Below are 22969 nucleotides of genomic sequence, written 5' to 3'. Positions count from 1 at the left end.
ACTTTAAAAAACGAAACGAAGACTTTATGAATATTCTTGATGATTTAAAACTGCAATACAGATTGGGAGGCATCGCAATGCGTGTCATTTATTGGAATATTGCTTGTTTTCTTATTTCTTTGATTTTTTTCTATCAGTTTTCTATTGGTCAGTTTGATTTTCCTAATTGGTTGGCATTGTCTTCAGATCCGCAAGTTTTCATGTTTAAACCATGGACATTTTTAACTTATGCATTTTTTCATTTTGGATTCATGCATTTGTTGTTTAATATGTTGGTTTTAAACTTTGCAAGTAATTTATTTTTGACCTTTTTTTCTCAAAAACAATATTTAGGGCTGTATATTTTAGGTGCTATATTTTCAGGAATTGTATTTGCTTTAAGTTATTATTTTTTAGGAAATTCAGCTTCAATTGTTGGTGCATCGGCGGCAATTATGGCAATTTTGGTTGCAGCAACAACATATCGGCCTTTAATGGATGTTCGACTGCTTATATTTGGTAATGTTAAGCTTTGGCATATTACTGGCGTTATTTTGCTTTTAGATTTAATGCAGTTTCGTTTAGAGAATATGGGCGGCCATATTTCGCATTTAGCCGGAGCTTTTTTTGGATTTATATTTATAAAATTGCTTCAAAATGGTACCGATTTGAGTATCATTGTTTCTAAAGTTTTAGACTTTTTTGCTAATCTTTTTAGAAAATCCCCAACGACCCCATTTACAAAAGTTCATAAAAATTACAAAAAACCTACGGAAAAAACTTCGTCAAGAATTGTTACGAAAGACAAAACGCAGCAACAAATTGATGAAATTTTGGATAAGATTAGCCAATCTGGTTATGACTGTCTTACAAAAGAAGAAAAAGAGTTTCTATTTAGAGCTGGAAAATAATCCTTTTAGCAAATAATATGAAAAACCTTTCGTGGTTTAACAAAATAATGTTCTTTCTGAATATAGTGCTGACTGTTCTTACATTTAGCGTCTATGTTTTACCATTTTTAGCACCTAAGAGCTTTCCGCTTTTATCGGTGCTAACGCTGTTTATGCCAGCTTTTTTTGTTGCCAATGGACTTTTCTTTGTTTATTGGGCAATTCAGTTTAAAAAGCGCCTTATTTTGTCTGGTTTGGTTTTGTTGATGGGAATTACATTCATTAGTAAATTCTATAAATTTTCGGCAAAAGAATATGTAAAAGATGAAAGAGATTTTTCGGTTATGAGTTATAATGTCCGTTTATTTAATGTTTTTAAATGGCTCGATCGTGACGATATACCTGAGAATATTAAAACTTTTATAGATGATAAAGATCCTGATATTTTGTGTATTCAGGAATATTCTAATTCAGCACATTTGGATTTAAAAGTATATCCGCATCGTTATATTTTTATCGATGGAAATCAGATCAAAACAGGTCAAGCTATTTTTTCAAAGTTTCCAATTATTGATGAAGGGAATATTGTTTTTCCTAAATCTGATAATAATGTGGTTTATGCAGATATTAAACGCGGAAAAGACATTATCCGTGTTTATAATATGCACTTGCAGTCTATTAAAATATCTCCAGACGTAAGTGATATCTCGGATAATATTGACAATGTAAATCAGAAGAAATCACAGCGCATTTATGCTAGAATCAGTAAAGGATTTACGCAGCAGCAAGAACAAGCTGAAATCTTTAAGGAGCACATAAAAAAGTGTAAATACCCAATTATTATTTGCGGCGACATGAATAATAGTCCGTTTTCATACGTTTACCGAAATATTAAAGGAAAACTTAAAGATACTTTTGAAGAGGCCGGAGAAGGCTTTGGAGCAACATATAAGTTTAAATATTATCCTGCACGAATTGACTATATTTTTACCGATACTAAAATGAAAGTAAAACAGTTCGAAAGTTTTTCTGATTTTGAAAATTCAGATCATTATCCAATAATGGCCAGGCTTTCGATAGATCAGTTTTAGATTATTTTTTGAGTTTTTAAATACTCCATCGCAAACTTACCTTCATTAAAAAGCAAATCCAACACGCTTAAATTATTGATAAATCCATGTTTATCATCAAAAACCTGAGTGTATTTTTCGAATGAATTAGCATCTTTTTTGCCGTTTGCCAAATATCTGAAATCCGAAATATTTTCCACTTCATGAAAGTATTCGGAAGTTTTTCCAAATTCTAGTTTCATTCTGAGGCATTTTGTAACGATATCTAAAACTTCTAAATTTAGATCCATTAAAAAAGTGTGCTTTTTTTCGAAAATAGGAGTAATGTCATCTTCAAAAAATTCAAAAAACGGAGAGCTTCTGTAAGCAGCTTCTAAAGATTTGAAATGCTGTTTTTGCCAGTCAAATTCATTTTCTATCAACACATCTTTTGTTTTTTGGTGAGCCGATTTTGAATGTTTTACAGGAATATTTAATAACTGAATCCCGTTTGGACTATAAATATAAGTTCTGTTTCTATTAGTCTGCTTCTGAAAATTATCTTCCATTTCAAAAGTAATCGTCTCAGATTGAGCCATTACAGCAAAGTGACTGATGGAAGGGAAATAAGTAGGAAGTAATAAGGAATTCATTTTGTATTTTCTTTAAAAGTTTCAGGTTTCAGGTTTCAAGTTTGTTTGAACCTGAAACTTGAAACCTGAAACAAAAATAACTTATTTTAATTTATGCTTTGTTTTCTTTTTTCTTTCTCCAAAAGAATTCTCCAACGAAGTAAAGAGCAAGAAGAATTAAGAAATATTTGAAATAGGATTGAGGCTGTCCTTCACCATCAACAGTTGTGAAAACGCGGCTCCAACGAATTTTGTTGATGCCTTTTCCGTTTGTATCCCAGCTTAACCAGATGAAAACAGGTTTTCCAACAATGTGGTTTTCCGGAACATATCCCCAATAACGGCTATCTTCAGAATTGTGACGGTTGTCTCCCATCATCCAATAGTAGTTTTGTTTGAAGGTATAAGTAGTTGTTGGTTTTCCATTGATGAAAAACTTTGAATCTCTTAATTCTAATGTATTCCCTTCGTAATTGGTGATAATATCTTTGTAATATGGCAAAGATTCATTTGTCAAGGCTACTGTTTTTCCAGCTTCAGGAATATAAATTGGCCCCATATTATCTTGGCTTCCTTTATTAATATGCGGATAAATAGCATTATCGTTTCCTTTGTCAATTTTTCTGATTACTGCAGTAACGCCGGGAGTATTTCTAAATCTTTCAGCGCCAGCTTCTGTTAATGCGCCTAAAACAAGAGTATCTCTTTTTTCTTCATTTTTAAAATAACCACCATCAGTGATGTCTAATTCTTTTACTAAAGATTGTAAATCAACAGGAGTTTTTCCGTCAAATGCTATTGTATAAGAATATTGTGGTTTAGCTCTTTCAGGAAGAATTAATTTCTTGCCATTGATGAATACATAGCCATCTTTAATTGATAAACTGTCTCCGGGAATACCAACACATCTTTTTACGTAATTTGATCTTTTATCGATAGGTTTTATAACGCCTGGCTGACCTTTTCGCTCATAAAAATAATGTACAGTATCAGCAGGCCAGTTGAAAACGACAATATCGGTTCGTTTTATTTTTTCAAATGCTGGTAATCTGTAATATGGCAATTGTGGCCATTTTAGATATGATTTGCTTTTTGTTAATGGAATCGAATCATGAACCATCGGTAAAGCAACTGTTGTCATAGGAACTCTTGGTCCATAATTTAATTTACTGACAAATAAAAAGTCTCCAATCAATAATGATTTTTCAAGAGATGATGTGGGAATTGTGTACGGCTGTACTACATAAGTGTGCACTAATGTTGCTACGATTATGGCAAAAAGCAATGAACTTACAGTGTCTGCAGTTTTAGTTTTTGGAGTTAAATCGCGGTCTGCACGGTATTCTAGTTTTTGAGTGTAGTTAACGTAATAGATATAAAAACCTAATGTAAAAATTCCCAAAATAGTATCTAAAGTTGATCTTTTTCCAAAAGTTCTCAAGGTTTCAACCCATACAACCGGAAACATAATTAGGTTGATGATTGGAATAAAAAGCAACAAGGTCCACCACGTTGGACGGCTTATTATTTTCATTAAAACAATTGAGTTGTAAACCGGAATTGCAGCTTCCCAGCTTTTTCTTCCAGCTGCCTGATACAATTTCCATGTTCCGATAAAATGAATAACCTGAACAGCAAGGAAAAATACAAACCAAAGATATAGTGTCATAATATTTTTGTTTAAAGTTTGAAGTTTAAGATTGTCGAATTTGAAATCTTAAACTTTAAATCAATTTTAGTTTAGATTTAATACGTCTTTCATGGTATAGATACCTGTTTTTCCTGCTAACCATTCAGCAGCAATAACGGCTCCAAGAGCAAAACCTTCACGATTGTGAGCGGTATGTTTGATTTCAATGCTATCAATAGCTGAATCGTAATTTACGATATGAGTACCAGGAACTTCGCCAATTCTTTTAGCTTCGATGTGAATTTGATTGTTTTTAGCGTCGTCTAAAGTCCACTCAGAATAATTGCTGTTTTCAATAACGCCTTTAGCTAGAGAAATTGCAGTTCCGCTTGGGGCATCAAGTTTATGAATATGGTGAATTTCTTCCATTGAAACTTTATAAGAATCAAATTGGTTCATGATTTTCGCTAAGTATTCATTCAATCCAAAGAAAATATTTACTCCAAGACTAAAATTTGAGCTAGATATGAAACCTCCTTTTTTCTCATTGCAAAGCGCAATCATTTCGTCATAATGTTCTAACCATCCCGTTGTTCCGGAAACTACAGGAACATTAGCATGAAAGCAATTTGAGATATTATCAACAGCAGCGGTTGGAACACTGAAATCAATAGCGACATCAGCAGTTGAAAGTCCTTCGTATGTGTTAAATTCGTCTTTCTTTAAAACAATTTCGTGGCCTCTTTCTAAAGCAATTCTTTCGATTACTTTACCCATTTTGCCATATCCTAAAAGCGCAATTTTCATTTTGTGTGTGTTTTTTGAATTTTAAACAGTGTTTTCACTATTTAAAAGTGTAATTAAAAGTTAGTCCAACGTTTGGTCTGAATGTTACATCGTTGGGATAAATTTCTGGACGCATTGATAATCTTTCGTTTACATTAAATTGAATCAAAGCTGCATCTACATTTGCATCTATTATGTTTAGAACATAAAAGCCAACAACAAACAATGCGGATAAATCTCTGTTTCTTTGATAGAATTTCTGGCCGGCAATAAGTCGGCTGTCATCTAAAAACTGATAGTTATCATCGTTGTAGCCTTCTAGTCTGCGCTTGTAGGCATCACGATAATCATGGTATTTTTTGTTGTTGTCAATGTAGAAATAAAGGCTGGTTCCAATTGCTCCGTAAACGAGGGGAATTTTCCAGTATTTTTTGTTGTATGCTTGACCTAATCCGGGTAAAATTGCAGAGTAAAATGCAGCTTTTGCTGGTGTAAGTGGGTCTATTTCTTGAAGTTTAGTAGTGTCTTTAGCGACTAAAACCGCATCTGATTTTGCTTGGGCAAAAATAGAAGCGGTTCCTATGAGAAAGAACAATAAACTTATGGGGACAATCTTATTCACTATCCATTAATTAATTTTATAATCCTGTTAAAGTCGGCTTCAGAATTAAATGGAATTGTAATTTTTCCTTTTCCATTGCCAGCCACTTTAATATCAACTTTTGAGCCAAAATAATCGTTGAAGGTGTTTTTTTGAGTTTCTCTAACCACAAAAGAAGATTCCGCTTTTGGCTTTCCTTCTGCTTTTGGCTGTTGGCCTTCGTGATAATTTTTAACTAAAGCCTCAGTTTCGCGTACAGATAAATTTTGGCTTACAATTTTTTGATAAATATCAGTCTGAACATCTAAATCTTCAATATTGATGATTGCACGACCATGTCCCATACTAATAAAACCGTCACGAATTCCAGTTTGGATAATCGGATCTAATTTTAAAAGGCGTAAATAGTTGGCAATTGTAGAACGTTTTTTTCCAACGCGCTCACTCATTTGCTCTTGTGTCAATTGAATTTCGTCAATCAAACGCTGATATGAAAGCGCAATCTCAATTGGATCTAAATCATGACGCTGAATATTTTCTACTAACGCCATTACTAATGATTCATTGTCATTAGCAATACGAATATATGCAGGAACATGAGTTAATCCCACTAATGTTGAAGCACGCAAACGGCGCTCTCCGGAAATTAGCTGATATTTGTTGAATTCTAATTTTCGAACAGTAATAGGTTGAATTACACCAAGTTCTTTAATAGAAGTGGCTAATTCGCGTAATGATTCTTCGTTAAAATTGCTTCTAGGCTGAAACGGATTTATTTCGATAGCACTTATTTCAAGCTCAATGATATTTCCAACAACTTTATCAGCATTTTTATCGTCTACTGATTTAATGTCGTTTTCCGGATCTTTTAATAATGCTGATAATCCTCTACCTAAGGCTTGTTTTTTAATTGCTTTTGTCATAAAAACTATTTGCTGTTTTTCTTTATTATTTCTTGAGCTAAGTGAATATAATTCACTGCACCTTTGCTTGTTGCGTCATAATTAATGATGCTTTCTCCAAAACTTGGTGCCTCGCTTAATTTTACATTTCGTTGAATAACAGTTTCAAAAACCATATCGTTAAAGTGCTTTTGAACCTCTTCAACAACCTGATTTGATAAACGTAATCTAGAATCATACATGGTTAGCAATAATCCTTCAATATCAAGATCTGGGTTGTGTATTTTTTGAATACTTTTAATAGTATTCAATAGTTTTCCTAATCCTTCAAGTGCAAAATACTCACACTGAATAGGAATAACCACAGAATCTGCAGCTGTTAAAGCATTTAAGGTTAACAAACCTAGAGAAGGTGCGCAATCAATAATGATATAATCATATTCTTGTTTTGCTTCTTCTAATGCTTTTTTAAGCATATACTCACGGTTTTCTTTGTCAACCAATTCAATTTCGATAGCAACAAGGTCGATGTGAGCAGGTATCACGTCAACATTTGGAGCTGTACATTTTAAAATGGCTTCTTTTGGCGTTACAGTATGTTCAAGAATTTGGTATGTTCCAACTTCAACTGTTTCTACGTCAATTCCAAGGCCAGATGTTGCATTGGCCTGAGGATCAGCGTCGATCAATAATACTTTTTTCTCTAAAACACCTAATGAGGCAGCAAGATTTACTGATGTAGTAGTCTTTCCAACGCCTCCTTTTTGATTAGCAATAGCAATGATTTTGCCCATTTATTTTCTGAATTTTGAACCGTAAAAATACAATTATTTATGGTTTTTGAAAATCTATTTTGTTAACATTTAAGAAACGTTGTTTATTCGTGGTTTCATAGGTCTTCGGAACAAATTATTTTTAGTTATAAATAGAATTGTCAATTTAATTTTGATCAATTTAGTTGATACTATTGCTTTAAAAAGTTAGGAATCTAATTTTGCCTTCGAGAAACGATCTCATTTTAAAATTTAAATGTTGACATAAATTGAAAGTGGTTTTTCTATTATATGAAGCATTCATCATTTAGATTATTCATTTTCTAATTTTTGTTGGCTAACAAAATCCTTCGGAAACGAATGAAAATATTGTAAAGGGTTTATTTGTGCCAAGAAACGTTGACTTTGTATAGTTTTTGATAAGAAAAATGAGAGTAAAAATGGACTTTCAGGTTAAAGATTATCGCTATTTTGGATTCTTTAAAAACTACTATTATTACAAACTATTAAACCACAAAAATGAACATTCTTAAGAGTAAAAAAGCGATTTCAGTATTTGCAGGATTCATATTTATACTGATTTTATGCAGTTTCGTTTCGCCCTTTTCAGTTGATGGGAAAAGCGAGCAGAAAATAGAGCACAAAATTGAGTATAATAAAAAGAAACACAACATCACATTGTCGTGGACAGCTTTTGGGACTTCCGGGAATTATATCATTACCAGAGGAGGAAGTCGCCTGGCGTCGGATTTTGTTTCGGTTGGCTCGACTTCTAAATTGACATTCACAGATAATAAGCCAAACCAAGATAAATATGAAAATTATTACAAAGTTACGCGTAACGAAATAACGATAATAATTTCATTAGAGAATCAGATTTTTGGTGACAACATGTATTTCTACGACAGAAAACACGAAAAAGCAGAAACAGCACGAAACGAAATTAATTCGCAATTTGCTACTATTGGTTTAGGTGGTGCAAATGGTGAGTGGACAACAAAACGTCAGGCTTATTATTTTAAAGCGAATGTTAATGGTCAGACCTATGATGTTGGAGGATCAGGTTCTGCGTCATCGGCTGAAGCTAATGCAATTGAATTAGGTTTTTATTCTCATATTGGAGGTTTAGGAAGAGTTCCGTCAGATGTGAAATTGGGTGCTATATTTACAAGACCTCATCTTTCAGGTGGCGCAAACGCTACTTGTACTTTTTGGCGGTCTGTTGAAAATGTTGAAGTAATGCGCGATTTTTCCTGGACCGTTTCTCAGTCAACGAGCGCACGAAGAATGCTAATTGAAAGTACCTCAAAATATATTTCAGATATTGGAAATACTAATTTTTGGGGCAGTGGTGGTTTTATTGCTGATACACATTATACAACGACAAGGCCAAATTGGGCAGGACAGCAACAATGGTATACGAGAAATACTGTTTTTCCTTCTGGCTCTGGCGCTATGGGAGGGTCGTATAATATGGTTTGGCAAGGGTGTGTAAATCCTCCACAGGCAGATGAGAAGAACTCGCCAGTTCCTACGACACCTATTATTAGAGAAAAACCTTTTCTTTTTATAGATAAAGATGGCGAGTACAAAGTGTTTGTTCCGGATTGGCAAAAAGATAGAGTGGGAGTTTCATGGTCATCAGCAGATATAGGTAAAGGTAAAATCCAGGATTTGGTTACGGAATGGTATGTTACTAAAGAAGGTGATACTGATGTAGATATTAATAATGCTTTGAAAGCTGGTAAAAATATATTTTTCACGCCAGGACATTATTCGCTGAATGCTCCAATTCAGGTAAATAGAAAAGATGCAATACTTTTAGGTGCTGGTATAGCTTCAGTAACATTGGAGCCTACTGAAAAAAATACTTGGGGATGTATTTATGCTGATGACAAAGATGGAATTATCATTGCTGGTCTTCTTATGGATTCTTTCAATAGCACAACTTATCAAATTAGAATTGGCAATGAAGGAGCAAAGGTTGATCATTCTGCAGATTCAATTCTGCTAACTGATATTACATGTAGAGTAGGTGGAGTTCAATCGAAAAATATTCAGATACAAGCTTCGATGCAAATAAATAGCAACAATGTTGTTGGAGATCACTTTTGGCTTTGGCGTGCTGATCATGGTTCGCAAAAAGGCGGTGCTGCAAGATGGACAAGAGACAGATGTAAAAACGGACTTATTGTTACCGGTAACGATGTTACGCTTTATGGATTATTTGTTGAGCATTTTCAGGAATATGAAGTGTTATGGTTGGGTGAACGAGGAAGAACTTATTTCTTTCAAAACGAACCACCATACGATGCGCCAAATCAAGCAAACTGGAGTAGTCAAAACGGAAAAGTTGATGGTTATGCAGCATTCAAAGTCGCTAATACTGTTAAAGAACATCATAGTATAGGAATGGGATCTTATGCTGTTATGACAGGAACCGATGGAAATGTAAACAAGAAAAATGGTTTTGAAATTCCGAACAGCTCAAATGTGAAACTCGAAAAAATGTGTACCACTCGTTTTGCAGGTTCAGGAAATATTCAAAATGTTATTAATAGCGAAGGAGGGACTACAGCAACAGGTGTTAAGCGTGTAGTATTATACAATAATGGATCAGGAACGCAGCCTTTTGATGAAGAATTTGTTTTACCAAGTAATGAATCGTATCCTGCTTATATTAAAATGGAGAAATAAATAAAATATAATATTTTTTAGTATAGCCTGCGGTTTCAACTGTGGGCTTTTTTTTTACAATTGAACAATGATATTTGGTTTTCAGTTTATTGCAAAAAAAGTCTTTTCAAGTAAATGAAAAGACTTTTGTCGAGGTGGCAGTCCCGAAAGCTTTCGGGAGAACCTGCGGGCTTCCTGATCTCAATCGGGACGAGATAACCATTCTATGCTATAATTTTATAGTTCAGTTTATTGCAAAAAAAAAAGTCTTTCCAAGTAAATGAAAAGACTTTTGTCGGGGTGGCAGTCCCGAAAGCTTTCGGGAGAACCTGCGGGCTTCCTGATCTCAATCGGAACGAGATAACCATTCTATGCTATAATTTTATAGTTCAGTTTATTGCAAAAAAAAGTCTTTCCAAGTAAATGAAAAGACTTTTGTCGGGGTGGCAGGATTCGAACCTGCGGCCTCCTGCTCCCAAAGCAGGCGCGATAACCGGGCTACGCTACACCCCGAAGATGTATTTGTTGTACTGCCCGAAAGCGGATGCAAAGATATAAATAAATTTTGTTTACAAAAGAAAAAAATGAAAATAAATAAAACTTATTTGAACATAGTTATTTCGGATTTATTTTCGCCCATATTTTTTATAATAAAGTTTACATTTGCATCACAAAAAAACTATTCACATTATGTCAGATACAATCGAAAAAATTAAATGCCTTATTATAGGTTCTGGCCCCGCAGGTTATACTGCAGCTATTTATGCAGCCAGAGCTAACATGAATCCAGTATTATATCAAGGAATGCAGCCAGGAGGTCAATTAACTACAACTAATGAGGTAGAAAATTTCCCAGGTTATGTTGATGGTGTTACCGGACCAGAAATGATGATTCAGTTACAAGAACAAGCAAAACGTTTTGGCGCTGATATTCGTGATGGCTGGGCTACAAAAGTTGATTTTTCAGGAGATATTCATAAAGTTTGGATCAATGATTCAATCGAGTTACACTGTGAAACTGTTATTATTTCGACAGGAGCTTCAGCGAAATATTTAGGATTACCATCAGAGCAGCATTATTTGAATATGGGTGGAGGAGTTTCTGCTTGTGCTGTTTGTGACGGATTCTTCTATAGAAATCAAGAAGTTGTAATTGTTGGAGCTGGAGATTCTGCTTGTGAAGAAGCACATTATCTATCTAAACTTTGTAAAAAAGTGACAATGTTAGTAAGAAGCGAAAAATTCAGAGCTTCAAAAATCATGGAAGAACGTGTTCGCAAAACAGAGAATATCGAAATCTTAATGAATCACGATACCGTTGAAGTTGTTGGTGATAATCAAGTAGTTCATGCTATTAAAGCATTAAATAAAACTACTGGAGAAGTTATCGAAATTCCTGCAACTGGTTTCTTCGTAGCAATTGGACACAAACCAAATACAGACATTTTTAAAGATTACATCACTCTTGATGAAACAGGTTATATTATAAACACTCCAGGAACATCTAATACAAATGTTGCAGGTGTTTTTGTAGCTGGAGATGCTGCCGATCATGTATACCGCCAAGCTATTACTGCTGCAGGTACAGGATGTATGGCTGCTTTGGATGCTGAAAGATATTTGGCTTCTAAGGAATAAGTTGAAAGTTAAAAGTTAAAAGTTTCAAGTTTCAGGTTTCAAGTTATTGGAAGGCTTAAAACTTTACCATAAAAAAATCCCAATCTAAAGTTAGATTGGGATTTTTTAGTTTTAATATTGACATTTTTATTTCAAACTTGAAACTTGAAACTTGAAACATGAAACATGAAACAAAATTATTTAAGCTTCTTAATCAATTTTGCTTCTTCAGAAAAGCGTGTCAATTGTATAGTTGGGTTTCCAAATAAAGAAAGTTCAGCTTTGTCTCCAACTGCGATTGAAATAGTAGTTTCGGCTAAAATACTTCCGGTAGAATAACTTTCAGCTGTAATATTAGCATCTTTCATAGTAAACTTTGTTCCAGTGAAAACCGAATTATTATCCAAACGAATAGTTGCTTTTTCAGCAATTCCTTCAATTGCAGCATTTGATTTTTGGTATAAATCACATTTAAATTTGATTGCAGAAACTAAAGATTTCAATCCCGCATTTTTGCTTAATTGAATAGTAGCTTCTTCTGCTTTCAGATTTATTTCAGATCTGGATTTGTCATCTGCAACTAAGCCGAATTTTTTTGCATTTACATTTAAAAATAACTTCGAATAATCTACGCTGTTAAAAGTAATATCATCTAATTTAAGTTCCTGAATGGCGTAAATAATTGCCTCGTTCTTTGCAATTACTTTATTTAATGTTCCAGTGTAAGTAACACGTACAGAAAGTTTTTTGAAAATTGTACTTTCTTTTGAAGTATATAAACGCAGGGTTTTATCTCTTAAATCCATCGCAACAATATCATGAAGATTATCGTCGGCTTCAATTTTGATTTCATTTTTTTCTCCGCGTTCCAAATAAACTTCCAGATTGTCATCTACTTCAAGGCCGTCAAAACTTCCAACTTCTTTTATTGATGTTGTAACGATTTTAGTTCCTTTTATTTTTTCTCTTCTTTGTGCAAAAGTTAATGTTGTAACTAATAGTAACAGAACCAGGGCAGTATTTTTTTTCATTAATTCTAGATTTGATTTTGACAAATATAAAAAAATCATCCACTTTTGATGAATGATTTCTTTTATATTTAACACATAAATATTGACTATCCCTGACTGATGCTTCCGCCAGAATTTGAACTTTTTTCAACAGTCTTAGGAGTTGAGTCGTAATTGATGCTTCCTCCGCTTGATGCTTCTGCTTTAAGACTTACAATCGGATGCACATTTACACTTCCTCCGCTTGAAGCTTCTGCATGAACTTCGTTTGCTAATAATTTTTCTGCATTAATATTAGAACCGCTAGATGCTGAAGTTTTGATTTTTAATGCTTTTCCTTCAACCGAAATAGAACTCCCGCTTCCAGATTCTGCCGAAATATTGTCAGATTCTACATTAACAGTCATAGTTGCTGCGCTTGAAGTTTCTAAATCGATATCCTGTGACTGAATTACATTTTTGCTTTGTACCGTTGCAGCGCTCGAAGCTTCAAGCTTATCAATAACCGGCATTTTTACTGTAACTTTTTTAGTCGTAACATTTCTGAATGAACTGAATTTACAGCTAATTACTAATGTTCCGTTTTCAACTTTTGTAATGATTTCTTTTTGTAAATTATCATCAGCTTCAACAACAATTTCAGTTGAATCAGACTGTACGATTACTAAATCAATCGCATTGCTTACAGATACTTTTTTGAAATCTCCCTGAACAATTCTTTTTTCAGTTGTTACATGTCCGCTTCCTTCAACTGTATTCAAATTAAAGTTGCAAGAAGCAAACAATAATGCGGTAACAGTTGCAATAATAAATTTTGTAATATGAATGATTATTTTGATCATGGCCTTAGTTATTAGTTGATTTTAATTATAACTCCGTTTTTATCAGTGGTTAATTTTCCTTTGGTTTTTTTTCCGTTTAAAACTTCTTTTCCGTTAATTTTAATCGAAACTTCCTTTACAGTGTCATTCTCAATAGTGTTTTCGTCACTATCATAATCTCCATCATTATATTCGTTCTCTTCTGCAGGGCAGTTTAAACATTTTATTTTTGAACCTTCAACTTTGTAATTGTAATCTCCGCTAAAGTGCAGGTTGAAGAAATCATTTTCAGAATCGTCGTAATCTTGTACTGAAGAATCTGGCTTAAATAATTGCCCTTCTGGCAAGTACAAATATACATCAACTTCTTGTCCTCTGAACTTATTTTTTACATCTGTCAGAAAATAATTATCCAAAATTAAATGATTTCCATTAATCTGAATACCGTAATTGATTTTTTCAGCTCTTTTCTTTGCACTTGAAAATGAATTCCCTCTTGCACTTTTTTCAATTTGTAAGTAAGGAGAAGCATTGTCAGTGTATAAAACATGTAAACGAACATCATTAGAATAAATCAAGTTGTTGTTTGCAGAATCTTGTACGAATGTAAATTCATGATGATGATTTAAATCCTTAGCATAATAATCGTTGTATCTGAATTTTACATAAAGAGTATCTTTTGATGTAATGTTCAATGATTTCTTCTCAACTGTTTTGTTATCATAAGATATTTCAGTCGCTTGTTTAATTCCGATGCTGATTGCAATTGCAACAGCAATAATCCAGATGGCAAGCAAAGTATATTTTGTAATATTTCCGATTGATTTCAAATTTGGAGATAACAATTTAAACCCTAACAATGTCAAGAAGAAAAATGGAATTCCAACTGCAAAAAGCATCAATAAACCAAAAGACCAAATAGGATATTCTGTAAAGTTTCCTGCTTCAATAAAGTTTTGCCAAGGGAAATCAATAAAAACATTTGTTCCTAAAGTAAATACTCCAATTAATAAAAGGATTAGAGTAGTGATTCCCGCCATGATTAGAATTACACCTAAAAATTTAGCAAAGATTTTAAAAACCGTCATGACAAAGTCTCCAAATGAACTACTTATTCTCTCAGCTCCCGACTTTACCTGGTTTCCCATTTTGTCATAATCTGCATTTTTGAATTTTTCAGATAATGAATCAATTTCTTCACGTACTTTTTTTTCGATGTTTGAAATCGTAACTGGTTCTCCAGTCATTTCCAGTTTTTCTGAAGTTGTTACCGCTTCAGGAGTTACGATCCAAAGTACGAAGTAAGCTAAGATTCCAGTTCCAAAACCTGCAAAAACAAAGATTAAGAATATGATTTTGATCCAAACGGCATCAATTCCAAAATAATGTCCTAAACCAGTTGCAACACCGCCAATCATACCTTTTTCTTTGTCACGGTATAATTTTTTATGCTGTCTTCCACCGTAATTATTGAAAGATTGATTTTGGCTTTCTTCATCTTCAATTCGGTAATCTTCAGGTTGGCCCATCACCGCAATCACTTCGTCAACGTCTTTTAAACCAACAACATGTTTTTCGCTTTTTTGTTTTTCTGTTAATAATTCAGAAACGCGCATTTCGATGTCTTTAATAATTTCATCTTGTCCAGACGAATTGTTCAATGATCGTTTTATAGCGTCAAAATAGCGTGTCAATTTTAAATATGCATCTTCATCGATGTGAAAAAACATACCGCCTAAGTTAATATTTACTGTTTTGTTCATGACTTATTGATTTTGATTGGTGATTAGTTTTACGGCGTCAGATAATTCTGTCCAAGTGCCGCTAAGTTCGTTTAAAAAAGTTTGTCCTATCTCGGTTAATCCATAATATTTTCGTGGCGGCCCTGAGGTCGATTCTTCCCAGCGATAATTTAGTAAACCGTCATTTTTCAATCTAGTTAACAACGGATAAACGGTTCCTTCTACAACTAGTAATTTTGCGTTTTTTAAAGTGTCTAATATTTCAGATGTATATGCGTCTTTCTCTTTTAATACTGATAAGATGCAAAACTCAAGAACACCTTTGCGCATCTGTGCTTTTGTGTTTTCAATGTTCATAATTTCATTTTGTTTTTTTTAGATTGAACAATTCGTTTTTTGATTGATGATGATTGATTGATGATTGATTGTGTCTATAATCTTTTAATTTTTTTGTGTCACACTGAGCGAAGTCGAAGTGTTACTTTATAAAAGGAATCGTAAGCGGATAATTGTATAATTCTCCGTTTGAAGCTTTTATCGAAGCATAAATCACTAAAAAGAATTCAACAAATTTTAGCAATCCAAAAAGTAAAACAGCTGTCGCGCCGATACTTAATAAGGCAATGTTTCCTTGAAAATTGAAATTTCTGATTACGAAATCTTCGTCGTTAAAAACAGCTTCCATCGGAATGTTTTGCAAAACTACTGATACGAAAATCGGAATTGCGATTAAGGCTAAAACCAAAGTATAAAGCAATAAACTCAATTGAAAATTCAACGTCTGTTTTCCGTGGTGATTTACAAATTCTGATTTGTCTTTGTAGCTCGACCAAATGATGATTGGGAAAATATAATTCCCAAAAGGAATAATGTACTGACTTAATGTACTTAAATGTGTAAACGCTGATGTGTTTCTTTCTGATGTTGTTTCCATGATGAGTGGTGTTGTTGTTTCCATGATTAAAAGTATATAGTATTTTCTTATGCAAATATATGTCTAAAAAACAGTATCTTGTTTTGCATAGTACCAAATATTAACAAAATTTTAACAAGTTTAAGATTTGAATTTGTAGTTTTATTCATTGAAAACCATTTGTAATGCCTTGTTTTATTGAGGTTTTAGGAAAGTATAGTAAATTTATTGTGCGTGCATAGTTTTTTTGTATTTTTACTAAAAAAATATATCACATGGCAGTTTCAGTTTCCAAACTCAACAAATTTGTATTGTTCAAATTACCATCAGCATACTTTTGCGGGGTACGTGTAAAAGCTATCGATAAAGACAGTTGTATTGTAAGTGTCAAACATCGATGGATTAATCAAAATCCTTTTAATTCTATGTATTTTGCTGTTCAGGCAATGGCGGCAGAGTTGACAACAGGGGCTTTGGTTATTTCTCAAATTCAGGAAAGTGGCCGAAAAATCTCCATGTTGGTTGCCAACAATAAAGGAAACTTTACTAAAAAAGCAACGGGAAGAATCACTTTTGTCTGCAACGACGGACATTTAATTGCTGAAGCGATTCAAAGAACTATTGAAACTGGAGAAGGACAGACATTTTGGATGAAATCTATCGGAACAAATGAAGAAGGAATTCAGGTTTCTGAAATGGATTTTGAATGGAGTGTTCGATTGAAATAGGTGATATGGCCACGAATTCACGAATTTTTATATAAAAAAAAGACCTCAATATTCTTGAGGTCTTTTTTGTTGAAATCAAGTTTCAATTATTTTTTAACGCAACAAGATTTTTTGTCTTTCTTATCTGTTGAAGTTTTTTTACAGCATGATTCTTTTTTTGCTTTTTCTTTTTTAGCAGGTGCAGTATCTTGAGCATTCACGCCAATTGTAAATAAAGCAACAGTAACGATTGTAATAACTTTTGTCATTTTGATTTAATTTATTTTTGTTAGAGGATTGTAATTGGTGAATCAAATATAGGAACATTTCTTAAGGTTGATTCTTACAATTTAGTTAATGTTTTTGTAAAAAAAATCAGACTTAAAAAGTTAGAGAACTTAAAAACCAAAAGTAATTTTTCGTTCTTTATATTTTCCTTTTTCTATAATCCAAACAATTTCATAACCTCCAGCTCCGTCACTATTACTGGATGTGATATATAAGATATCGTTCTTTTTGTCGTAATTAATTTTAGTGTTATAAAGACTAGGTTCGAACAAATCATCAAAAGAATTTTTAGGAAGTTCAATAGTCTTGTTGTCAATCACTACAGTTATGCTTTTATAAGTCTTTTTTGGAATCCCTCCATCAGTTCCCCAAAAATCTTTTCCATTAATTTTTTTAAGTATAGATTTGTCTTTTTCAAGAAAAGTTAATTTTGCTGAATTTGATTCAAAAATTTTGCTTTCAATAGTGATATCAAGACCATTTTTCTTGAAAATAACCTGATTTTTAGTTTCTTGGACTAATGGAATAACTGTAAATTCAGATAAATATTGAACTCTATCTTTGTACAAATAACCATTTCTGTCTTTATTGTTTTTGGAATAATCAATGTTGATCCAATTGTTTTTTGGTTCGAAACAATACACCACAAAACCGTTATTTAATCGGTCTGAAATGTTATTTCCTTTTGAAGCTTCATTTCTAATGTTTGCATATCCATCATTATCTTTTATTACTGCAAATTGAGCAAAGGCATTTATTTGCGAAAGTATTATACACAAGAAAAATATTTTTTTCATTTTTGAAAATTGCGGTCTAGTTTTGAGTCTAAAATTTTAGTTATTTTTCCTGTTCCGACAATGTGTGTGCCTTCTCGAAAATCAAACTCTAAATTCTCATAAAGTTTGCCTTCAAAATATTCAGCAGATAAAATGCGGATTATTGCAGAAATAGATTCGCCTGGAAGCACAATTTCTGTACCAAGAAAAGTCTGAATTCCAGAAGTCATATATTCATCAAATGAAAACTTTATGTGTGGTCTGTATCCAGAGCTTGCGGCAGTTTTTCGGCCGCCTTCTTCGGTACTTTTGTATTGTAATAGCGCAATAAAATGAGGTTCACCAAACATATAGTAATCGAATAAATTTCTATGCTAATATAATATTAATAATTCAAATTAACCCCAAACCCAATTCCCATATCACTGTCATAATGCGTCGTAATTCCAAAGTTTCTGGCAACAATATATTTCAATCCCGCCATATATTCTTTATCCGTATTCCACATTAAATTCATTCGAAGTCGTTGTGAAAGCGGAATATCTTTTCGTTCAAATTGAACTCTCACATTTCCATCCGTATAAACCTCAACTTGCGCTTTTATAAGCATTGGCAAAGTATATTCAGCTCCGATGCTGAAAACCGAGCGATTGTCTTTAGTGTTTTTCTGTCCAAAAAGATTTTGTTCCTGTTCGTCCATGCCCATTTTCCTATAACGCCAATCAAAACCGATAAAAGGCATCAGCCATTGATTTTTTCCGATATATCTTCCAATATGCGTTTCGGTTTCGTAACCGTGCCCGTCATTATAACCCAATCTCCATTCCGTTCCGATGCTCCATCTGGTATTGCTGAACATTGCTTCACCGTCATTTCCATTTGTAGCAAAATCATTTTCAGCCATAAAATGAAACATTCGGTCATCCATTTTCAACATCTTGAAAGCCATTTCCGGATGATGTATCAACGGATTTGGCGCAGAATTTTCATAAGTGAAAATTCTTCCCATTCCCGCCATCATATGATATAAGATATGACAGTGAAAAAACCAGTCACCGTCTGTATTTGCCTGAAATTCGATGGTGTCAGTTTCCATTGGCATAATATCAATTACATTTTTCAGCGGAGAATAATCTCCATGTTCGTTCAGAATTCTAAAATCATGTCCGTGCAAATGCATCGGGTGGCGCATCATCGAACCATTGTATAAAACAATACGAACGTTTTCTCCTTTTTTAATTAATATTTTATCCGTTTCAGAAACTACTTTATTATCCAAACTCCATACATAGCGATTCATATTTCCAGATAAAGTGAAACGCAATTCTTTAACAGGAGCATCTTTTGGAAGATTGGTTTTGAAAGGAGATTTCAGCATTCCATAATTCAAAGTCACAATTTTGGAGGTTTCGGTGCTGTCACTTTCCATTTTCATGTTTTCCATATTATGATTCGAATGATCCATCGCAGGTTTTGAATTTTCATCTTCACCTGAAATTTCTGGATACATAACAGCATTCATATCCATTTTGTTTAAAGACATATTCATGCCCATATCGTTCATTTCGCCATTCATTTTCATCATGTCGTTCATCATTTTCATTCCTTCAAAATATTTTAATTTCGAAAGATGATGAACGGGCTGTTTTTCTCCATTTCCTAAAAACAAAGATGCAGATCCTGTTCTGTCTTCTGCTGTAGCCAAAAATGGAAAAGATTTATGATCTTCGGGAATCGTAACTACAACATCATACGTTTCAGAAACGGCGATAATCAAACGATCGACTTCTATGGGTTCAACATCATTTCCGTCGCTAGCTACAACTGTGATTTTTCCGCCACCGTAAGTCAGCCAGAAATAACTAGAAGCGCCTCCGTTGGCAATTCGCAAACGGACTTTCGAACCTGGCTTCAGATCTGAAAACTGTTGTTCATTTTTTCCATTAATTAGAAACTTTTCGTAGTAAACATCGCTGACATCCATCGCGTTCATACGTTTCCATTCATTGGTCACTTTGGTCGAAAAATGTCCTTGTTTTATAGCTTCGGCATAACTTTGTGTTGTTCCTTTTTTGATGGCAAACCAATCATTGGCATTATGAAGCATTCGCTGAATATTCTCTGGTTTTAAATCTGACCATTCACTTAAAATTACTGGAATCGTTGGCAAATCGTCAATTCCTTTTCTAATCGTTGAATCATCTTTTTTCTTATTGATGATAAAAAGTCCATATAAACCAATTTGTTCCTGAAGACCAGAATGACTGTGATACCAATAGGTTCCGTTTTGAATGATTGGAAAGGTATATTTATGAGTTGTTCCAGGCTCAATAGGCATTTGCGTCAGATATGGAACTCCGTCTTCTTTATTTGGCAGAAACAATCCATGCCAGTGCATTGAAGTGGTTTCTTTTTTTAATTCGTTATGAACATAAATTTCGGCAATATCACCTTCGGTAAAAGTCAGAGTCGGCATTGGAATTTGCCCGTTTACAGCAATCGCACGTTTTTCTTTACCCGAAAAATTCACAACCGTATCACGAACATGTAAATCGTAACGTACTACTTTTTGGGCCTTTAATTGAAAAGCAATTAAGAAAAGTATAAGGATATATTTGAATTTCATGATTATAATTTTAAATTTCTCAATCGCAAAGCATTTACGATTACGGATACAGAACTCAAACTCATTGCCACCGCAGCCAACATCGGCGAAAGCAATATTCCTAAAAACGGATATAAAATCCCTGCTGCAATTGGCACGCCCAATGTATTGTAGATAAAAGCAAAAAATAAATTCTGTTTAATATTTGACATTACAGCATGGCTGAGGTTTTTGGCTTTTACGATTCCGTTTAAATCGCCTTTTACTAAAGTAATTTTAGCGCTTTCGATTGCAACATCTGTTCCTGTTCCCATTGCGATTCCAATATTAGATTGAGCCAAAGCAGGCGCATCGTTAATTCCATCTCCCGCCATTGCTACTACTTTTCCTTGTGCTTGAAGACGTTCAATTTCTTTTAATTTATCTTCTGGGAGACAATCGGCTTTAAAAGAAGTTAAATGCAAATGTTCGGCAACGGCTTTTGCCGTATTATGATTATCGCCCGTCATCATGATAACTTCAACGCCTTGAGCGATTAATTCTTTAATGGCTTTTGCGCTGTTTTCTTTGATGGCATCTGTAATGGCTACGAAACCTAAAACTTCTTTTTCAATAGAAATATACGAAATAGTTTTTCCAAGATTTTGTTCAGTAGTTACTTGTTTTTCTAAGTTTTCAGAAATAGAAGCACCGATTTCTTCCATTAATTTTTTATTTCCTAATGCTACTTTTTTGCCTTCGATAGTTCCTAAAACACCTTTTCCTGCAATAGTTTCAAAACCTTGAACTTCTTTGAATGAACTATTTTTAGCTTTCGCGAAATTAACTACGGCCTGCGCCAAAGGATGTTCGCTGTGCTGATTTAACGAAGCAATGTTTTTAAGCAGAAAATCTTCGTCATTATCTACGGCATATATTTTTTCGACTGATGGTTTTCCTTCGGTAATTGTTCCGGTTTTATCGGTTATTAAAACATCAATTTTATTCATATTTTCCAGCGCTTCAGCATTTTTGATTAAAATTCCATTTTGTGCTCCTTTCCCAACTCCAACCATAACAGACATCGGAGTTGCCAATCCAAGCGCACAAGGACAGGCGATAATTAAAACAGCAATTGCATTAATTAATCCGTAAACGTAAGCAGGTTCTGGACCAAATTTTGCCCAAAGAAAGAATGTTAAAACCGAAATAATTACAACAGTCGGAACAAAGTATTTAGAAACGCGATCGGCTAATTTCTGAATTGGAGCGCGAGATCTGCTGGCGTCATTCACCATTTGGATAATTTGTGAAAGCATCGTTTCTGAACCAACTTTTTCAGCAATCATTACGAAAGATTTTGTTCCGTTTATAGTTCCAGAAATCACGATATCGCCTGTTTTTTTGTCAACCGGAATTGGTTCTCCCGTAATCATCGATTCGTCGATATTGCTTTCTCCAGAAGTTATTTTTCCGTCAACTGGAATTTTTTCTCCAGGTTTAACGCGAAGTAAATTTCCTTTTTTGATATTGTGAATCGAGATTACTTTGTCATTTCCATTTTCAACCAAAGTCGCTTCGGTTGGTGCTAATTTCAATAATTCTTTTATTGCCCCATTAGTTTGTCCGTGAGCTTTGGCTTCCATTAATTGCCCTAATAAAACTAAAGTGATAATTACTGTTACAGCTTCAAAATACAAATGAATAGTTCCGTGATGCGATTTGAATTCGGCAGGGAAAATATCAGGAAAAAACATTCCGACAATACTAAAAAGGAAAGCAACACTTGTCCCGATTCCAATTAAAGTAAACATGTTTAAATTCCAAGTCACAATTGATTTGTAAGCACGAACAAAAAACATCCATCCTGCATAAAACAAAACTGGAATTGAAAATAAAAACTGAACCCAATTCCATTTTTGAATAGACATTATATTGTAAAGTGGATTATTAGGAATCATTTCTGACATTGAAATAATGAAAATAGGAAGCGTAAACAAAATCGCGATTTTCATTTTCTTCAATAAATCAGAATAGGTTTTGTTTTCTTCGCTTTCTGAAGCTTGCATCGGAACTAAATCCATTCCGCAAATCGGACAGTCGCCCGGTTCATTTGAAACGATTTCAGGATGCATCGGACAAGTAAATTGTGTTGCAGTTATGGCAACTTGTGGCACTAAGTCCATTCCGCAGACTGGGCAGTCTCCGGGTTTGTTGTATGTTTTGTCACCTTCGCAATGCATTGGGCAATAATAAACACCATTTGCACTGTGCTGGTGCACTTTTTTAGTTTCTATTTTATTATGATTATGATGCTCTTTTTTGTGACCGGAACGGCAAGATTTTTCAACTGTTTCAGAATGATTTTTCGGAGAATCCATTTCAATAGTATAATTTCCCGCTGCAGATAAAACTTCTTGAAATTTTTCTGTCGGAACATGTTTGTCCATTGTTATCGTAGCCGTTGGCGGATTCAAAGTCACTTCTGCCTGAACGCCTTCAACTTCATTTAAAGTTTTTTCGACTTTGGTTCGGCATCCGTTGCAAGACATTCCTGAAATTATATATTGATGAGTCATTGTATTGGTTTTTA

The 22969-nt window shown here is 33.8% G+C and carries 21 protein-coding genes and 1 tRNA gene; 5 read left to right on the top strand and 17 right to left on the bottom strand.

The features are described from left to right. Positions 1–26 precede the first annotated feature (26 nt). Together FN795_RS17730 and FN795_RS17725 are read left to right on the top strand one after the other, a co-directional pair. Positions 27–890, top strand: a complete 864-nt coding sequence (locus FN795_RS17730; RefSeq protein ID WP_142451867.1) for a rhomboid family intramembrane serine protease — start codon at positions 27–29, stop codon at positions 888–890. Between the two features lie 17 nt (positions 891–907). Further along, positions 908–1960, top strand: coding sequence for an endonuclease/exonuclease/phosphatase family protein (locus tag FN795_RS17725; RefSeq protein WP_167498095.1), 1053 nt, complete (start codon positions 908–910; stop codon positions 1958–1960). Here the strand turns inward: FN795_RS17725 and FN795_RS17720 are convergent. The 6 genes from FN795_RS17720 to FN795_RS17695 all read right to left on the bottom strand — a co-directional run bounded on the left by FN795_RS17720 (position 1957) and on the right by FN795_RS17695 (position 7263). After that, the gene (locus FN795_RS17720) at positions 1957–2571 is read right to left on the bottom strand and encodes a WbqC family protein (protein WP_142451866.1); all 615 of its coding nucleotides are present in this window, start codon (positions 2569–2571) and stop codon (positions 1957–1959) included. The two genes, FN795_RS17725 and FN795_RS17720, sit on opposite strands and share 4 nt — an antisense overlap. 91 nt (positions 2572–2662) lie before the next feature. Further along, the gene (gene lepB, locus FN795_RS17715; protein ID WP_142451865.1) at positions 2663–4219 is read right to left on the bottom strand and encodes a signal peptidase I; all 1557 of its coding nucleotides are present in this window, start codon (positions 4217–4219) and stop codon (positions 2663–2665) included. A 66-nt stretch (positions 4220–4285) separates the two neighbouring features. Next, positions 4286–4987 (bottom strand): 4-hydroxy-tetrahydrodipicolinate reductase, encoded by a 702-nt coding sequence (gene dapB / locus FN795_RS17710; RefSeq protein ID WP_142451864.1) that lies wholly within the window; start codon positions 4985–4987, stop codon positions 4286–4288. A gap of 37 nt (positions 4988–5024) precedes the next feature. Continuing rightward, positions 5025–5588, bottom strand: a complete 564-nt coding sequence (locus FN795_RS17705; protein ID WP_142451863.1) for a DUF5683 domain-containing protein — start codon at positions 5586–5588, stop codon at positions 5025–5027. Beyond that, the gene (locus FN795_RS17700) at positions 5588–6490 is read right to left on the bottom strand and encodes a ParB/RepB/Spo0J family partition protein (protein WP_035650087.1); all 903 of its coding nucleotides are present in this window, start codon (positions 6488–6490) and stop codon (positions 5588–5590) included. The genes FN795_RS17705 and FN795_RS17700 overlap by 1 nt, the downstream gene beginning before the upstream one ends. 5 nt (positions 6491–6495) lie before the next feature. After that, positions 6496–7263 (bottom strand): ParA family protein, encoded by a 768-nt coding sequence (locus tag FN795_RS17695; RefSeq protein WP_142451862.1) that lies wholly within the window; start codon positions 7261–7263, stop codon positions 6496–6498. A 498-nt stretch (positions 7264–7761) separates the two neighbouring features. On the opposite strand from FN795_RS17695, the gene FN795_RS17690 reads away from it, so the two are divergent. After that, complete coding sequence (locus FN795_RS17690) at positions 7762–9939, top strand: hypothetical protein (protein WP_142451861.1); 2178 nt, start codon at positions 7762–7764, stop codon at positions 9937–9939. A gap of 417 nt (positions 9940–10356) precedes the next feature. On the opposite strand, the gene FN795_RS17685 is transcribed toward FN795_RS17690, so the two are convergent. Continuing rightward, positions 10357–10431, bottom strand: a tRNA-Pro gene (locus tag FN795_RS17685). Positions 10432–10608: 177 nt separating this feature from the next. Between FN795_RS17685 and trxB the strand changes: the two genes are divergently transcribed. Further along, positions 10609–11556 (top strand): thioredoxin-disulfide reductase, encoded by a 948-nt coding sequence (gene trxB / locus FN795_RS17680; protein ID WP_035649832.1) that lies wholly within the window; start codon positions 10609–10611, stop codon positions 11554–11556. Between the two features lie 176 nt (positions 11557–11732). Here the strand turns inward: trxB and FN795_RS17675 are convergent, their stop codons facing one another. From FN795_RS17675 to FN795_RS17655, 5 genes are all read right to left on the bottom strand, one after another. Beyond that, positions 11733–12566: a GIN domain-containing protein gene (locus FN795_RS17675; RefSeq protein ID WP_244290002.1), complete on the bottom strand. Its 834-nt coding sequence runs from the start codon at positions 12564–12566 to the stop codon at positions 11733–11735. 86 nt (positions 12567–12652) lie between these two features. Then, positions 12653–13387, bottom strand: coding sequence for a head GIN domain-containing protein (locus tag FN795_RS17670; protein ID WP_142451859.1), 735 nt, complete (start codon positions 13385–13387; stop codon positions 12653–12655). An 11-nt stretch (positions 13388–13398) separates the two neighbouring features. Beyond that, complete coding sequence (locus tag FN795_RS17665) at positions 13399–15129, bottom strand: PspC domain-containing protein (protein WP_142451858.1); 1731 nt, start codon at positions 15127–15129, stop codon at positions 13399–13401. A 3-nt stretch (positions 15130–15132) separates the two neighbouring features. After that, positions 15133–15465: a PadR family transcriptional regulator gene (locus tag FN795_RS17660; RefSeq protein ID WP_017498072.1), complete on the bottom strand. Its 333-nt coding sequence runs from the start codon at positions 15463–15465 to the stop codon at positions 15133–15135. A 121-nt stretch (positions 15466–15586) separates the two neighbouring features. Then, a complete protein-coding gene (locus FN795_RS17655; protein WP_035650650.1) occupies positions 15587–16042 on the bottom strand; it encodes a DUF4870 domain-containing protein in 456 nt (151 codons plus the stop codon). A gap of 254 nt (positions 16043–16296) precedes the next feature. Here FN795_RS17655 and FN795_RS17650 point away from each other — a divergent pair, with 254 nt between their 5' ends. After that, positions 16297–16749, top strand: coding sequence for a DUF4442 domain-containing protein (locus FN795_RS17650; RefSeq protein ID WP_142451857.1), 453 nt, complete (start codon positions 16297–16299; stop codon positions 16747–16749). Between the two features lie 86 nt (positions 16750–16835). Here FN795_RS17650 and FN795_RS21460 read toward each other — a convergent pair whose 3' ends face one another. From FN795_RS21460 to FN795_RS17630, 5 genes are all read right to left on the bottom strand, one after another. After that, positions 16836–16997 (bottom strand): hypothetical protein, encoded by a 162-nt coding sequence (locus FN795_RS21460; protein WP_154275325.1) that lies wholly within the window; start codon positions 16995–16997, stop codon positions 16836–16838. Between the two features lie 129 nt (positions 16998–17126). Further along, positions 17127–17813 (bottom strand): hypothetical protein, encoded by a 687-nt coding sequence (locus FN795_RS17645; protein ID WP_142451856.1) that lies wholly within the window; start codon positions 17811–17813, stop codon positions 17127–17129. Continuing rightward, positions 17810–18142: a hypothetical protein gene (locus FN795_RS17640; protein WP_142451855.1), complete on the bottom strand. Its 333-nt coding sequence runs from the start codon at positions 18140–18142 to the stop codon at positions 17810–17812. The genes FN795_RS17645 and FN795_RS17640 overlap by 4 nt, the downstream gene beginning before the upstream one ends. Positions 18143–18177: 35 nt before the next feature. Continuing rightward, the gene (locus tag FN795_RS17635) at positions 18178–20418 is read right to left on the bottom strand and encodes a multicopper oxidase family protein (RefSeq protein WP_142451854.1); all 2241 of its coding nucleotides are present in this window, start codon (positions 20416–20418) and stop codon (positions 18178–18180) included. Positions 20419–20420: 2 nt separating this feature from the next. Continuing rightward, positions 20421–22955, bottom strand: a complete 2535-nt coding sequence (locus tag FN795_RS17630) for a heavy metal translocating P-type ATPase (RefSeq protein ID WP_142451853.1) — start codon at positions 22953–22955, stop codon at positions 20421–20423. Positions 22956–22969: the final 14 nt, after the last annotated feature.

Origin of the sequence: Flavobacterium resistens (assembly GCF_900182645.1) — a bacterium.
Lineage (GTDB): Bacteria > Bacteroidota > Bacteroidia > Flavobacteriales > Flavobacteriaceae > Flavobacterium > Flavobacterium resistens.
Note: the sequence above shows the minus strand (reverse complement) of the source record. Positions and strands in the feature narration are given on the sequence as shown.

Coding starts and splice junctions, on each gene's coding strand:
- FN795_RS17730 (WP_142451867.1), top strand. CDS start 27: ATGAATATTCTTGATGATTTAAAACTGCAATACAGATTGGGAGGCATC.
- FN795_RS17725 (WP_167498095.1), top strand. CDS start 908: ATGAAAAACCTTTCGTGGTTTAACAAAATAATGTTCTTTCTGAATATA.
- FN795_RS17720 (WP_142451866.1), bottom strand. CDS start 2,571: ATGAATTCCTTATTACTTCCTACTTATTTCCCTTCCATCAGTCACTTT.
- lepB (WP_142451865.1), bottom strand. CDS start 4,219: ATGACACTATATCTTTGGTTTGTATTTTTCCTTGCTGTTCAGGTTATT.
- dapB (WP_142451864.1), bottom strand. CDS start 4,987: ATGAAAATTGCGCTTTTAGGATATGGCAAAATGGGTAAAGTAATCGAA.
- FN795_RS17700 (WP_035650087.1), bottom strand. CDS start 6,490: ATGACAAAAGCAATTAAAAAACAAGCCTTAGGTAGAGGATTATCAGCA.
- FN795_RS17695 (WP_142451862.1), bottom strand. CDS start 7,263: ATGGGCAAAATCATTGCTATTGCTAATCAAAAAGGAGGCGTTGGAAAG.
- FN795_RS17690 (WP_142451861.1), top strand. CDS start 7,762: ATGAACATTCTTAAGAGTAAAAAAGCGATTTCAGTATTTGCAGGATTC.
- trxB (WP_035649832.1), top strand. CDS start 10,609: ATGTCAGATACAATCGAAAAAATTAAATGCCTTATTATAGGTTCTGGC.
- FN795_RS17675 (WP_244290002.1), bottom strand. CDS start 12,566: ATGAAAAAAAATACTGCCCTGGTTCTGTTACTATTAGTTACAACATTA.
- FN795_RS17670 (WP_142451859.1), bottom strand. CDS start 13,387: ATGATCAAAATAATCATTCATATTACAAAATTTATTATTGCAACTGTT.
- FN795_RS17665 (WP_142451858.1), bottom strand. CDS start 15,129: ATGAACAAAACAGTAAATATTAACTTAGGCGGTATGTTTTTTCACATC.
- FN795_RS17660 (WP_017498072.1), bottom strand. CDS start 15,465: ATGAACATTGAAAACACAAAAGCACAGATGCGCAAAGGTGTTCTTGAG.
- FN795_RS17655 (WP_035650650.1), bottom strand. CDS start 16,042: ATGGAAACAACATCAGAAAGAAACACATCAGCGTTTACACATTTAAGT.
- FN795_RS17650 (WP_142451857.1), top strand. CDS start 16,297: ATGGCAGTTTCAGTTTCCAAACTCAACAAATTTGTATTGTTCAAATTA.
- FN795_RS21460 (WP_154275325.1), bottom strand. CDS start 16,997: ATGACAAAAGTTATTACAATCGTTACTGTTGCTTTATTTACAATTGGC.
- FN795_RS17645 (WP_142451856.1), bottom strand. CDS start 17,813: ATGAAAAAAATATTTTTCTTGTGTATAATACTTTCGCAAATAAATGCC.
- FN795_RS17640 (WP_142451855.1), bottom strand. CDS start 18,142: ATGTTTGGTGAACCTCATTTTATTGCGCTATTACAATACAAAAGTACC.
- FN795_RS17635 (WP_142451854.1), bottom strand. CDS start 20,418: ATGAAATTCAAATATATCCTTATACTTTTCTTAATTGCTTTTCAATTA.
- FN795_RS17630 (WP_142451853.1), bottom strand. CDS start 22,955: ATGACTCATCAATATATAATTTCAGGAATGTCTTGCAACGGATGCCGA.